12 protein-coding genes are annotated in these 12,818 nt (G+C 59.7%); all 12 read right to left on the bottom strand.

The features are described 5' to 3' along the window. Positions 1-3: 3 nt before the first annotated feature. Complete coding sequence (proS, locus tag AM571_RS07615; RefSeq protein WP_074060895.1) at positions 4-1,326, bottom strand: proline--tRNA ligase; 1,323 nt, start codon at positions 1,324-1,326, stop codon at positions 4-6. Positions 1,327-1,920: 594 nt separating this feature from the next. Beyond that, positions 1,921-2,196 carry a DUF1467 family protein gene (locus tag AM571_RS07610; protein ID WP_074060894.1) on the bottom strand — a complete coding sequence of 92 codons (276 nt, stop codon included), beginning with the start codon at positions 2,194-2,196 and terminating at the stop codon, positions 1,921-1,923. A gap of 123 nt (positions 2,197-2,319) precedes the next feature. Further along, positions 2,320-2,724, bottom strand: coding sequence for a methylmalonyl-CoA epimerase (gene mce / locus AM571_RS07605; protein WP_074060893.1), 405 nt, complete (start codon positions 2,722-2,724; stop codon positions 2,320-2,322). A 3-nt stretch (positions 2,725-2,727) separates the two neighbouring features. After that, a complete protein-coding gene (locus AM571_RS07600; protein WP_074060892.1) occupies positions 2,728-4,398 on the bottom strand; it encodes a ribonuclease J in 1,671 nt (556 codons plus the stop codon). An 8-nt stretch (positions 4,399-4,406) separates the two neighbouring features. After that, positions 4,407-5,171 (bottom strand): biotin--[acetyl-CoA-carboxylase] ligase, encoded by a 765-nt coding sequence (locus tag AM571_RS07595; protein ID WP_074060891.1) that lies wholly within the window; start codon positions 5,169-5,171, stop codon positions 4,407-4,409. Next, on the bottom strand, positions 5,168-6,613 hold the full coding sequence (nuoN, locus tag AM571_RS07590) for an NADH-quinone oxidoreductase subunit NuoN (protein ID WP_074060890.1): 1,446 nt from the start codon (positions 6,611-6,613) through the stop codon (positions 5,168-5,170). Before nuoN ends, AM571_RS07595 begins: the two co-directional genes overlap by 4 nt. Before the next feature lie 18 nt (positions 6,614-6,631). After that, entirely contained in the window at positions 6,632-8,143 is a 1,512-nt protein-coding gene (locus tag AM571_RS07585; RefSeq protein WP_074060889.1) for an NADH-quinone oxidoreductase subunit M, read from the bottom strand. Continuing rightward, a complete protein-coding gene (gene nuoL / locus AM571_RS07580; RefSeq protein ID WP_074060888.1) occupies positions 8,143-10,143 on the bottom strand; it encodes an NADH-quinone oxidoreductase subunit L in 2,001 nt (666 codons plus the stop codon). The genes AM571_RS07585 and nuoL overlap by 1 nt, the downstream gene beginning before the upstream one ends. A 7-nt stretch (positions 10,144-10,150) precedes the next feature. Next, on the bottom strand, positions 10,151-10,459 hold the full coding sequence (gene nuoK / locus AM571_RS07575) for an NADH-quinone oxidoreductase subunit NuoK (RefSeq protein WP_074060887.1): 309 nt from the start codon (positions 10,457-10,459) through the stop codon (positions 10,151-10,153). Positions 10,460-10,483: 24 nt separating this feature from the next. Next, complete coding sequence (locus AM571_RS07570) at positions 10,484-11,098, bottom strand: NADH-quinone oxidoreductase subunit J (RefSeq protein ID WP_022714827.1); 615 nt, start codon at positions 11,096-11,098, stop codon at positions 10,484-10,486. Between the two features lie 141 nt (positions 11,099-11,239). Beyond that, positions 11,240-11,731 carry an NADH-quinone oxidoreductase subunit NuoI gene (gene nuoI, locus AM571_RS07565; RefSeq protein WP_028739580.1) on the bottom strand — a complete coding sequence of 164 codons (492 nt, stop codon included), beginning with the start codon at positions 11,729-11,731 and terminating at the stop codon, positions 11,240-11,242. A gap of 40 nt (positions 11,732-11,771) precedes the next feature. Then, the gene (nuoH, locus tag AM571_RS07560; protein ID WP_039844561.1) at positions 11,772-12,815 is read right to left on the bottom strand and encodes an NADH-quinone oxidoreductase subunit NuoH; all 1,044 of its coding nucleotides are present in this window, start codon (positions 12,813-12,815) and stop codon (positions 11,772-11,774) included. Between the last annotated feature and the right edge of the window lie 3 nt (positions 12,816-12,818).

Below are 12,818 nucleotides of genomic sequence, written 5' to 3'. Positions count from 1 at the left end.
GCCTTACGCCAAGAGCTTGTTGATTGCCGCGTCGATCGTCATCGTTTCGCGGGCACCGGTCTTGCGGTCCTTGATTTCCACCTCGCCGTTCGCGACCGCGCGCGGGCCGGCGATGATCTGCATGGGTATGCCAATCAGGTCGGCGGTGGCGAATTTCGTGCCGGCGCGATCATCGGTATCGTCATAGAGAACGTCCTTGCCGGCCTTGGAAAGCGCCGCATAAATCTTCTCGCAAGCCGTGTCGCAAGCGGCATCGCCCGCCTTCATGTTGATCACGATCGCATCGAACGGCGCAACAGAAGCCGGCCAGATGATTCCGTTGTCGTCATGCGATGCTTCGATGATGGCGGGAACAAGGCGTGTCGGCCCGATACCGTAGGAGCCCATGTGGACAGTATGTTCCTTGCCATCTGGACCCTGCACCTTGGCGCCCATCGGCTCGGAATATTTTGTACCGAAATAAAAGATGTGGCCGACTTCGATGCCGCGCGCCGAAAGACGCTCGGTCTCCGGGATGGCTTTGAACGCTGCTTCGTCGTGCATCTCCGAGGTGGCTGCGTAAACAGAGGTCCACTTGTCGAAAATGGCATTCAGGCCGGCGGCATCGTCGAAATCGGTATCGGCCGGCGGGATATCGAAATTGACGAAATCCTTGTGGCTGTACACTTCGGATTCGCCGGTCTCAGCGAGAATGATGAATTCATGGCTGAGATCGCCCCCGATCGGACCGGTGTCGGCGCGCATGGGAATGGCACGCAGGCCCAGGCGGTCGAAGGTGCGCAGGTAGGCCGTGAACATCTTCTTGTAAGAGTGCTCGGCGCCTTCACGCGTCAGATCGAATGAATAGGCATCCTTCATCATGAACTCACGCGAGCGCATGGTGCCGAAACGCGGGCGGATCTCGTCGCGGAACTTCAGCTGGATATGATAGAGGTTCAGCGGCAGGTTCTTGTAGGACTTGACGTAGGAACGGAAGATATCCGTCACCATCTCCTCATTCGTCGGTCCATAGAGCATCGGCCGGTCCTGGCGGTCCTTGATACGCAGCATCTCCTTGCCATAGGCATCGTAGCGCCCGCTCTCCTGCCAGAGTTCGGCCGACTGCAGCGTCGGCATGGAAAGCTCGATCGCGCCGCTACGATTCTGCTCCTCGCGAATGATGGAGTTCACCTTGTCGAGAACGCGCTTGCCGAGCGGCAGCCAGGAATAAATGCCCTGCGACTGCTGGCGGATCATGCCGGCGCGCAGCATCAGTCGGTGGGAGACGATTTCCGCCTCCTTGGGGTTTTCCTTGAGGATGGGCATGAAATAGCGGGACAGACGCATGACGGATTCCAGAGCAGTTGGGATTCCGCTCTCATGCGGAATCGACGGCGATCGTTGATATCGGGAGCGTTCATAACCGCTTCGCGGCCGGAAAGAAACCCGCGTGGCGCGCGAGCCGCCTATCGTAGACGCAAGTTTGCGGCCGAAAAATGCCTATGCGAAAAAAAGCGGGCATTTCTAAAGGTTTGGATCAAAATCTTGTCAACAGGTATTTTTTTCTCAAGTGTAGCAAAAATGCAAAAAAAGCTGATGACAAAGCTTAATCTTTGAGCTAGCTTTAGCTCACAAAACAGGCAGGGAGATTAAATTCCTGTCGAATTCGCGGTCAAGTCTTGGGAGGATCAGATCTTAGGCGCGCTCGTCGCAGCCCCGGCAACGGTTACAGATCACGCGATACTTAAAAACAAGGCTTTCAGCCTTGTTTTTTTTTGGTTTTTCCACTCCCCGCGCCCACAAAGACACCATTCGCCTTACCTTACGGCAAGTATCGTGCCGTTGCGTCAGTTCACCCGTGCCTTCCCACGAGGTCCGTCTGTAGCTCCGGAATTCTGCGAATTATTACATATGCTCAAAGATTGAGCAAAAGCTCCATTCCTATCGAAAGCTCGGGCCGATCTGCGGCAGGGCGTCGAAACCCCAGCCGAAATAGGTCGAGGAGACATACCAGGCGCCATAGACGACAGCGGAAACGAGGGTCGTCAGTGAGAAGATGAAGAGCGCCCGAAAACGCGTCGGCGCGCTCGGAACTGTGCCGAGAACCACGTCATTGTCCTCCGCCTGCGTGCGCAGGCCAATCGGCAGCACGGCGAAAAGCGTGATCCACCAGACGATGAAGTAGACGGCAAAGCCCTGTAGAAAAATCTGCAGCATTTCTGTGTCCCGAGACGCCGTTGCAAACATTAAAGCAGACGCACTTATAGAGCGGAATGGTGGTTAGCTCAAATCCCGTATACCGACGCATCCCGCAGTCGGGTCAGTCTGCCGCAGCCTGCCTCAGACCTGTTCCAGCTCGATCAGGGTGCCGAAGAAGTCCTTCGGATGCAGGAACAGCACCGGCTTGCCATGGGCGCCGGTCTTCGGTTCGCCGCTGCCAAGGACCCTCGCACCCGATCTTGCGAGTTGATCGCGCGCCGCAAGGATGTCCGACACCTCGTAGCAGATGTGATGCATGCCGCCGGAAGGGTTCTTTTCGAGGAAGGCGGCGATCGGCGAATTTTCGCCGAGGGGCTCCAGCAGTTCGACCTTGGTGTTTGGCAATTCGACAAAGACGACGGTGACGCCGTGTTCAGGTAAAGCCTGCGGCTGCGAGACCCTGGCACCCAGCGTGTCGCGGTAGCCTGCCGTTGCTGCGGCAAGCTCGGGGACTGCAATGGCGATGTGGTTGACGCGGCCGAGCATCGATCAGACCTTTGTGATGAACGCCGTGACTATCGGCTTTTTGCCCCAGGTCTGGTTCGCCGCAGCCCGGACTGCGCGGCGCACCGCTTCCTGCATCATGTCGAGGTCCTTGCGGCGGGCGCGCGGGATGCTCTCGATAGCGCCGACGACGGCGTCGAAGAGCGTGTCTTCCATCTCGTCGCCCTCGTCATCATACACCGGCAGACCGATGGCCACGAGATCGGGATCGCCGACGATGTCGTACCGGCTGTCGATGACGAGGCTGACCGCGACATGGCCGACATAGGACAGCTTCTTGCGCTCGCCAATACCCATCTCGTCGAAATCGCCGATGAGCATGCCGTCCTTGTAGATGCGTCCGTGCGGCGCCTCATCGATGACCTCGACCGGACCGGGCGCAAGCCGCAGAATATCGCCGTTGCGCACGCGCGGCACGATGCCGATGCCCGATTGTTCGGCCAGTTCCTTGTGGGCTGTCAGATGGGTCGCCTCGCCGTGCACGGGCACGACGATCTTCGGGCGGGTCAACTCGTACATCTTCTGCAGCTCGTTGCGTCGCGGATGACCGGACACGTGAACCAGCGCCTCGTTGTCTGTGATGACGTGCACACCCTGCTCGGTGAGACCGTTCTTGATATCCTGGATCGCCTTCTCGTTGCCTGGGATGGCGCGGGAGGAGAAGACGACAATGTCGCCGGCGGCGAGTGCGACGTTGCGCATCTCGTCGCGCGACAGTTTGGCAAGCGCCGCACGCGGCTCGCCCTGGCTCCCGGTCAGGATGACCACGACCTTGTCGCGCGGGATATAGCCATATTCGTCCTCGGAGATAAAGGGTTTGACGCCTTCCATCAGCCCTATCTCGCGCGAGACATCGACGACGCGCTTCAGCGAGCTTCCAAGCAGCAAGACTTCGCGGCCTGCAGCTTCAGCGGCCTCGGCAATGGTGCGGATACGGCCGACGTTCGAGGAGAAGCTGGTGACTGCCACGCGGCCTTCGGCATTCTCGATGATCCTGCTCAGGCTTTCCGAAACGTCCTTTTCGGACGGCGAAACGCCGTCGCGCAGCGCATTGGTGGAGTCACACATCAGCGCTAAGACGCCCTCGTCGCCAAGCTGGCGGAAGCGCATTTCGTCCGTCAGCGGTCCGAGCGACGGCTCGTGGTCGATCTTCCAGTCGCCGGTGTGGATCACATTGCCGAGCGGCGTGCGGATCATCAGCGACATCGGCTCGGGGATCGAGTGATTGACAGCCACCCCTTCGATACTGAAGGGCCCGGCATTGATCGTATCGCCTGCCTTGAAGATCGTCACCGGCACCTCGCCGATCGCATCCTTCTCGAAATTGCGCTTGGCTTCCAGCAGGCCCGCGGTGAAGGGCGAGCCGTAGACGGGAACATTCAGGCCCGGCCAGAGGTCGGCCAGTGCACCGTAGTGATCCTCGTGCGCATGCGTGATGATGATCGCCTTGAGGTTCTTGCGCTCTGCAGCGAGAAAGCGGATGTCGGGCAGCACCAGATCGACACCGGGAAGATCCGGACCCGGGAAGGTGACGCCGCAATCGACCATGATCCACTGGCGGCGATCGGCCGGGCCGTAGCCGTACAGCGCGAGATTCATGCCGATCTCGCCGACACCGCCCAGAGGCAGAAATACCAGTTCGTCCTGCTTAGCCATAAGCTCCACTATCCAAGAAATACATCCCCGGCGGCAATCTGCATCATCTTGCCCGTGCCGGTTTCGAGCATCAACAAGCCATTATCATCAATCCCGGCGAATTGTCCGGAAATCGAGCGGTCCGGCAGATTGACCGTGATCTTCTCGCCGATGCCGCAGGCGACATCCCGCCACCGGGCAGTGATCTCGCGAACGCCGCGCCCTTCGTTCCAAATGTCGAGCACCTCTGCCATCGAAGCAAAAAGATGGGCAAAGAGTTCCTCGGGGGCGGCGGTGCTTCCTTCCTGGCGCAGACAGGTCACCGGGTAGAGCGGATTGTCGGGCATGAGGGAGACGTTGATGCCGATCCCGATCACCAGAGCATGGCGTTCATCTGCAAGCTTTTCGCCCTCGACGAGGATACCGCAGGTCTTCCTGCGGCCGATCAGGATGTCGTTCGGCCACTTCACCTCGAGGGGTGCTGCGCCTGGCGGCAGAACCATGCGGATTGCCTGATGCACGGCAACCGCGATTGCCAGCGGAAGCGACGAAAGGCGCTCCATCGGCGCCGGATCGATCAGGAGAAGGGAAGCGTAAAGATTGCCGCGTTCCGAAGCCCAGGCGCGGCCGCGGCGGCCGCGGCCACTGGTCTGCTTCTCCGCAGTCACCCACAGGAAACCATCGTCCCCTGCCCTGGCTCGGGCAAGGCATTCGCTGTTGGTGGAGGAAGTTTCCGACAGCGCCTCGTGCCGGAAATCGCCGAGCGATATCCGGCGCCGCAGGGGACTCATCAAAACAGCGTCGCAGCCGCGAGTTCTGCCGCACCGCCGATCGGGCCACCGATGACGACATAGGCAAGAACGAACAGGCCGCAAAGCCCGAAGACGAGACGAAGCGGACCGGAAACGCGGGCAAACTCATCCGTCGCTTCGTCGAACCACATCAGCTTGATGACACGCAGATAATAGTAAGCTCCGACGACCGACGCGAGAACGCCGATGATGGCGAGCCCATAGAGCCTGGCTTCGATGGCAGCGACAAAGACGAAGTACTTCGCGAAGAAGCCTGCAAGCGGCGGAATGCCGGCGAGCGAAAACATCAGGATCGTCAGCACCGTCGCCATGAAGGGATTCGTGCTGGAAAGACCGGCGAGATCGTCGACAGCTTCGACGACCGTGCCGTCCTTGCGGCGCATCGACATGATGATCGCGAAGGAGCCGAGCGTCATGACCATATAGATGACCATGTAGAGCATCACGCCCGTTACGCCGGTCTGGTTGCCCGCGGCAAGCCCGACGAGCGCATAGCCCATGTGACCGATCGAGGAATAGGCCATCAGGCGCTTGATGTTCCGCTGCCCGATGGCGGCGAAGGAACCGAGCACCATCGAGGCAATCGAGATGAAGACCACGACCTGCTGCCAGTCGGCAATGACCGGCTGGAAGGCGGTGATGACGATGCGCGTCATCATCGCCATGGCCGCAACCTTCGGCGCGCTCGCCAGGAAGGCGGTGACCGGGGTCGGCGCACCTTCGTAAACGTCCGGCGTCCACATGTGGAAGGGGACTGCCGAGATCTTGAAGGCGATGCCTGCGAGGATGAAGACCAGGCCGAAGACGAGGCCGAGGGAGCGGGCACCTTCAGCCGAAAGCGCCTGGGCGATATCGTCGAAATGCGTATGGCCGGTGAAGCCGTAGACCAACGACATGCCGTAAAGCAGCAAGCCCGAGGAAAGCGCGCCGAGAACGAAATACTTGAGTCCCGCTTCGGTGGACTTCAGGTTCTCCCGGTTGATCGCCGCCACGACATAGATCGCCAGCGACTGCAACTCGAGGCCGAGATAGAGCGCGATCAGGTCGTTTGCCGAGATCATCAGCAAGATGCCCAGGGTGCAGAGCACGAGCAGGACCGGGAACTCGAACTTGTCGAGCTGATTTTCCCTGGCAAGACCGATCGACATGAAGAGCGCCGCGAAGGAGCCGACGAGCGCGGTGATCTTCATGAAGCGGGAGAAACCGTCCGCCTGGTAGACGCCGCCGTAAGCGAGGCCATCGCCCGGCACGAAGATCAGCCACAGCGCAGAGGCCGCAAACAAGATCAGCGCCAGAACGCTCACCATACGGCCCGATCGCTCGCCCGCAAAGACGCCGATCATGAGCAGGACAAGGGCACCGACCGCGAGGATGATCTCCGGCGCGGAAAGATGCAGGCTTGCGAGAATGGTTTCAGCGGTCATGTCCAAAAAGTCCCGTCATCAATTCATCGACAGCGCAACGTCGTGCGCAGCGTTTACGGCAGCCGTATAGTTGTTCACCAGCATATCCACGGAGGCGGCCGTTGCATCGAAGACCGGTGCCGGATAAACGCCGAAGAAGATCGTCAGCGCCACCAACGGATAGAGGATCAGTTGCTCGCGCGGCGAAAGATCGAGAAGCGCCTTCAGCTTTTCCTTTTCCAGCGCGCCGAAGATCACGCGGCGATAGAGCCACAAAGCGTAGGCTGCCGACAGGATCACGCCGGTTGCCGCAAACAGCGCTACCCAGGTATTGACGCGGAAGACGCCGATCAGCGTCAGGAATTCGCCGATGAAGCCCGAGGTGCCCGGAAGACCGACATTCGCCATGGTGAAGACCATGAAGGCGACGGCGTATTTCGGCATGTTGTTGACTAGGCCGCCATAGGCCACGATCTCGCGGGTATGGGTGCGGTCGTAGACGACGCCGACGCAAAGGAAGAGCGCGCCCGAAACGATACCGTGCGACAGCATCTGGAAGATCGAGCCCTGCACACCCTGCATGTTCGCAGCAAAGACCCCCATGGTGACGTAGCCCATGTGGGCAACCGACGAGTAGGCGATCAGCTTCTTGATGTCGTCCTGCATCATCGCGACCAGCGAGGTGTAGATGATGGCGATCACCGACAGGGCGAAGACCAGCGGCGCGAAGAAATCGGATGCGACCGGGAACATGCCCAGCGAGAAGCGGATGAGGCCGTAACCGCCGAGCTTCAGCAGTACGCCTGCCAGGATGACGGATCCGGCTGTCGGTGCCTGGACGTGCGCATCCGGCAGCCAGGTGTGAACCGGCCACATCGGCATCTTCACCGCAAAGGAGGCGAAGAAGGCAAGCCACAGCCAGGTCTGCATGGCAGGCGGGAACTTGTAGGCGAGCAGCGCGGAAATATCCGTCGTGCCGGCCTGCCAGTACATCGCCATGATGGCGAGCAGCATCAGTACCGAACCGAGCAGCGTGTAAAGGAAGAACTTGTAGCTTGCATAAACGCGGTCCCTGCCACCCCAGACGCCGATGATGAGGAACATCGGAATGAGGCCCGCTTCGAAGAAGACGTAAAAGAGCACGATATCGAGCGACACGAAGACACCGACCATCATCACTTCAAGGATGAGGAAGGCGATCATGTATTCCTTCAGCCGCTTTTCGATGGAAAGCCAGCTCGCCAGGATGCAGAACGGCATGAGGACCGTCGTCAGGATGACGAACAGCATCGAGATGCCGTCGACGCCCACATGATAGCCGATGCCCGTGCCGAGCCAGCCATGCTTCTCGACCATCTGGAAGCCCGGATTCGCATTGTCGAAACCGATCCAGATGAACAGCGAAACGATGAACGTGACGATGGTCGTGATCAACGAGATGTTGAGCACGTTGCGCCTGCCGCTCGGGCCGTTTTCGCTCATCAGCAGCAGAAGCACCACGCCCACGAGCGGCAGGAAGGTGACCGTTGAAAGAATAGGCCAATCGGTCATCAGAAGGAACTCCCGAGCATCATCCAGGTAACGAGTGCGGCAATGCCGATCAGCATCGCGAAGGCATAGTGATAGAGGTAACCGGTCTGCAGGCGCACGACGCGATTGGTGACGTCGACGACGCGGGCGGCAACGCCGTTCGGCCCGTAAGCGTCGATGACGCCGATATCACCCTTCTTCCACAGGAAGCGGCCGAGCGCCTTGGCGGAACGGACGAAGAGGAAATCGTAAAGCTCGTCGAAGTACCACTTGTTGAGCAGGAACTGGTAGAGCACGCGGTGCTGCTGCGCAAGAACGCGCGGGGTCGAGGGCGACTTGATATACATGTACCAAGCCGTCACGAAGCCGACGAGCATGGCGATGAACGGGCTCAGTGCCACCCAGGCCGGCACGTGGTGGAATTCTTCGAGCAATTCGTTCTCGGCGCCGGTGAAGAGCGCGCCCTTCCAGAAATCGGCATAGTGGTGGCCGTAGAAATAGCCCTCGAACAGGATACCCGCAAAAACCGCGCCGACCGCCAGAAGATAGAGGGGCACCAGCATCACCTGCGGCGATTCATGAACGTGGTGCATCACCTCGTGCGAGGCACGTGGCGTTCCAAAGAAGGTGAGGAAGGCAAGACGCCAGGAATAGAAGCTCGTGAACAGGGCCGCAATCACCAGAAGCGTGAAGGCAAAGCCTGCAACCGGCGAATGCGAGGCATAGGTCGCTTCAATGATCACGTCCTTCGAGAAGAAGCCGGCGAAACCGACCGGCGTGAACGGAATGCCGACACCGGTCAGGGCCAGCGTGCCGATCGTCATCATCCAGAACGTGACCGGAATGTGCGTACGAAGGCCGCCCATGTAACGCATGTCCTGCTCGCCGTCGACGGCATGGATCACCGAGCCGGCGCCGAGGAAGAGCAGCGCCTTGAAGAAGGCGTGTGTGAAGAGGTGGAAGATCGCCGCGCCGTAAGCTCCCACGCCGAGGGCCACGAACATGTAGCCGAGCTGTGAGCAGGTCGAATAGGCGATGACCCGTTTTATGTCGTTCTGCACGAGACCGACGGTCGCCGCGAAGAAGGCGGTGATCGCGCCGATCATGGTGACGAAGACCAGTGCATCGGGCGACAATTCGAAGAGGGGCGACATGCGCGCAACGAGGAAGACGCCAGCGGTGACCATGGTCGCGGCGTGGATGAGTGCCGAAACCGGAGTCGGACCTTCCATAGCGTCCGGCAGCCAGGTGTGCAGCAGGAATTGAGCGGACTTGCCCATCGCGCCCATGAAGAGCAACAGGCAAATGCCGGTCAGCGCATGCGCCTTGTCGAGCTGCATGCCGAAGAGGTTAAGAACAACTTCACCTGCGGCTCCGGCACCTTCATGCGGCGCAAAGCTCGAGGCATTGGCGAAGATCGTGTCGAGGTTGATCGAACCGAATAGAACGAAGATGCCGGCAATACCGAGCACGAAGCCGAAGTCGCCGACGCGGTTGACCACGAAGGCCTTGATTGCGGCCGCGTTTGCAGAAGGCTTCTTGTACCAGAAGCCGATGAGCAGATACGAAGCCAGACCCACGCCCTCCCAGCCGAAGAACATCTGGGCGAGGTTGTCGGAGGTCACCAGCATCAGCATGGCGAAAGTGAACAGCGAGAGATAGGCGAAGAAGCGCGGACGATGCGGATCGTGGTGCATATATCCGATCGAGTAGATATGCACCAGCGTCGAGACCGTATTGACCACGATCAGCATGACGGAGGTGAGCGTGTCGACGCGCAGCGACCAGGAGACGTCGATGCCGCCCGACTGGATCCAGCGCAGGACCTCGACCTTGATCGGCCCGCCTTCCAGATGCCCCATCCCGACGGTGACGAAGACGTACCAGGACAGGACGGCAGCGAGGATCATCAGGCCGCAGGTGACGTATTCCGATGCCTTGGCGCCGATCGCACGGCCGAAGAGGCCGGCGATGATTGCGCCGATCAAGGGAAGAAAGACGATAGCCTTATAGAGGAACATGAGCCACTCAGCCCTTCATCATATTAACGTCTTCGACCGCGATCGAGCCGCGGTTGCGGTAGAAGACAACGAGAATTGCAAGACCGATTGCTGCCTCAGCCGCAGCAACGGTCAGAATGAACAGTGCAAAGACCTGGCCGACGATGTCGTTCAGGAACGACGAGAAGGCGACCATGTTGATGTTGACCGCAAGCAGGATGAGTTCGACCGACATCAAGATGACGATGACGTTCTTCCGGTTGAGGAAGATGCCGAAAATGCCGATCGTGAAGAGGATGGCGCTAACCGTCAGGTAATGGGAAAGACCGATGACCATGTTCTTTGTTCCTTGTCCCTGCCTTTAGAGGCCCTGCCCCGGCTTGACCGTGACCACCTCGACGGCAGTTGCGGGCGTGCGGGCAACCTGCCTCGGAATATTCTGCCGCTTGATATTGGTACGGTGCCTGAGCGTCAGCACGATCGCTCCGATCATCGCGACAAGAAGCACCAGGCCGGCGATCTGGAAGAAATAGACGTAATTCGTATAGAGCACGTCGCCGAGGGCGGCGGTATTCGTGCGCTCGGTAATGGCCGGGATCGGCATCGCAACGGTCTTTGCGACTTCCGGAGAGATCACGCTGCCGCCGACAACGACGATGAGCTCGGCGGCAAGAACCAGACCGATCAGACCGCCGATCGGAGCGTATTCGAGAACGCCCGCTCGCAGCTCCGTGAAGTCGATGTCGAGCATCATGACCACGAAGAGGAAGAGGACCGCGACTGCGCCGACATAGACAACGAGCAGGATCATCGCCAAGAACTCGGCGCCGAGCAGCAGGAAGAGGCCTGCGGCATTGAAGAAGGTCACGATGAGGAAAAGAACCGAATGAACCGGATTCTTCGCCGAGATGACCATGAACGCCGACGCTACCGCGACAAAGGCGAAAAGATAGAAAAATAGAGCCTGCAGACCCATGTTGGTGCCTTTTTCATCTTCCCCCGGGCAGCCGGGAGTTTCCCTGCCCGAATGGAGCCTGGCGTGACGTCAAGCCCGCAAGCTCCGGTGCATGTTGACCGCGGGGAGGCGAGTGCCTGCCCAGCGGCATTTCAAATCCAATCAGCGGTACGGTGCGTCGATTGCCATGTTGCGGGCAATCTCGCGTTCCCACCGGTCGCCATTGTCCAAAAGCCGCTGCTTGTCGAAATAAAGCTCTTCGCGGGTTTCCGTGGCGAATTCGAAATTCGGGCCTTCGACGATCGCGTCGACCGGGCAAGCCTCCTGGCAGAAGCCGCAATAGATGCACTTCACCATGTCGATGTCGTAGCGCACCGTGCGGCGCGTGCCGTCATTGCGGCGCGGTCCAGCTTCAATGGTGATCGCCTGAGCGGGACAGATCGCCTCGCAGAGCTTGCAGGCGATGCAGCGCTCTTCGCCGTTCGGATAGCGGCGCAGCGCATGTTCGCCGCGGAAGCGCGGGCTGACAGGACCCTTTTCGAAGGGGTAGTTGATCGTCGCCTTCTGGCGAAAGAAATAGCGCATCGACAAGAAGAATGCGCCAACGAATTCCTTGAGGAACAGCGAGCTGACGGCGTTGGACAAGCTTGCCATCTTCAACCTCCAAAATTGCTGAAAACGCGGGGGAACGTCATCATGCCCATCCCATCAGCTTCAGCACGAATGCAACGATGACCACCATGGCAAGCGACAGCGGAAGGAAAACCTTCCAGCCGAGGCGCATCAGCTGGTCGTAGCGGTAGCGCGGCACGAAGGCCTTGACCATCGCGAACATGAAGAACACCAGGCAGGCCTTCAGCGTGAACCAGATGATACCCGGTACCCAGTTCAGGAACCAAACGTCGACCGGGGGCAGCCAGCCGCCGAGGAAGAGGATCGTCGTCAGCGCGCACATCAGGCAGACGGCCGCGTATTCGCCAAGCATGAACATCATGTACGGCGAGGAGCCGTACTCGACCATGAAGCCGGCGACCAGCTCCGATTCGGCTTCCGGAAGATCGAAGGGCGGCCGGTTGGTTTCGGCGAGCGCGGAAACGAAGAAGACGATGAACATCGGAAACAGCGCGAGCCAATGCCAATCGAGGAAGGAGGCCGGCAGGCCGAGCATCGTTCCAAGGCCGTCATGCTGCGCGTTGACGATGTCGGTCAGGTTCAGCGAACCGACGCAAAGTAAAACGCTGACGATGACGAAGCCGATCGAGACTTCGTAGGACACCATCTGTGCGGCAGAGCGAAGAGCGCCGAGAAACGGATACTTCGAATTTGAAGCCCAGCCGCCCATGATGATGCCGTAAACCTCGAGCGAGGCGATCGCGAAGATATAGAGAATGCCGACATTGATGTCGGCAATCACCCAGCCGTCTGCGAGCGGCACGACCGCCCAGGTGGACAGCGCCAGAAGCACGGCGACGAGCGGCGCGATCAGGAAGACGACCTTGTTGGCGCCCGCCGGGATGATGGGCTCCTTAAAGACGAACTTCAAAAGGTCGGCAAAGGACTGGAACAGGCCGAAGGGGCCGACGACGTTCGGGCCGCGGCGAAGCTGCACCGCCGCCCAGATCTTGCGGTCGGCAAGCAGCACGTAGGCGATGAAGATCAGAAGGCAGACCAGCAGGAGAAGCGACTGGCCGACCATGATGATCCCCGGCCAGACATATGTGGAAAAGAAAGAGTCCATAGT

Source organism: Rhizobium etli 8C-3, assembly GCF_001908375.1.
Lineage (GTDB): Bacteria > Pseudomonadota > Alphaproteobacteria > Rhizobiales > Rhizobiaceae > Rhizobium > Rhizobium etli_B.
This window is presented reverse-complemented; position numbering and strand designations above follow the sequence as displayed.

Bases quoted from the DNA above. Each gene is read 5' to 3' on its own strand.
- nuoI (WP_028739580.1), bottom strand. From the start codon at position 11,731: ATGGCAAGCTTGTCCAACGCCGTCAGCTCGCTGTTCCTCAAGGAATTC.
- nuoK (WP_074060887.1), bottom strand. From the start codon at position 10,459: ATGGTCATCGGTCTTTCCCATTACCTGACGGTTAGCGCCATCCTCTTC.
- AM571_RS07570 (WP_022714827.1), bottom strand. From the start codon at position 11,098: ATGGGTCTGCAGGCTCTATTTTTCTATCTTTTCGCCTTTGTCGCGGTA.
- AM571_RS07610 (WP_074060894.1), bottom strand. From the start codon at position 2,196: ATGCTGCAGATTTTTCTACAGGGCTTTGCCGTCTACTTCATCGTCTGG.
- nuoH (WP_039844561.1), bottom strand. From the start codon at position 12,815: ATGGACTCTTTCTTTTCCACATATGTCTGGCCGGGGATCATCATGGTC.
- AM571_RS07600 (WP_074060892.1), bottom strand. From the start codon at position 4,398: ATGGCTAAGCAGGACGAACTGGTATTTCTGCCTCTGGGCGGTGTCGGC.
- nuoN (WP_074060890.1), bottom strand. From the start codon at position 6,613: ATGACCGCTGAAACCATTCTCGCAAGCCTGCATCTTTCCGCGCCGGAG.
- nuoL (WP_074060888.1), bottom strand. From the start codon at position 10,143: ATGTTCCTCTATAAGGCTATCGTCTTTCTTCCCTTGATCGGCGCAATC.
- proS (WP_074060895.1), bottom strand. From the start codon at position 1,326: ATGCGTCTGTCCCGCTATTTCATGCCCATCCTCAAGGAAAACCCCAAG.
- mce (WP_074060893.1), bottom strand. From the start codon at position 2,724: ATGCTCGGCCGCGTCAACCACATCGCCATTGCAGTCCCCGAGCTTGCC.
- AM571_RS07585 (WP_074060889.1), bottom strand. From the start codon at position 8,143: ATGACCGATTGGCCTATTCTTTCAACGGTCACCTTCCTGCCGCTCGTG.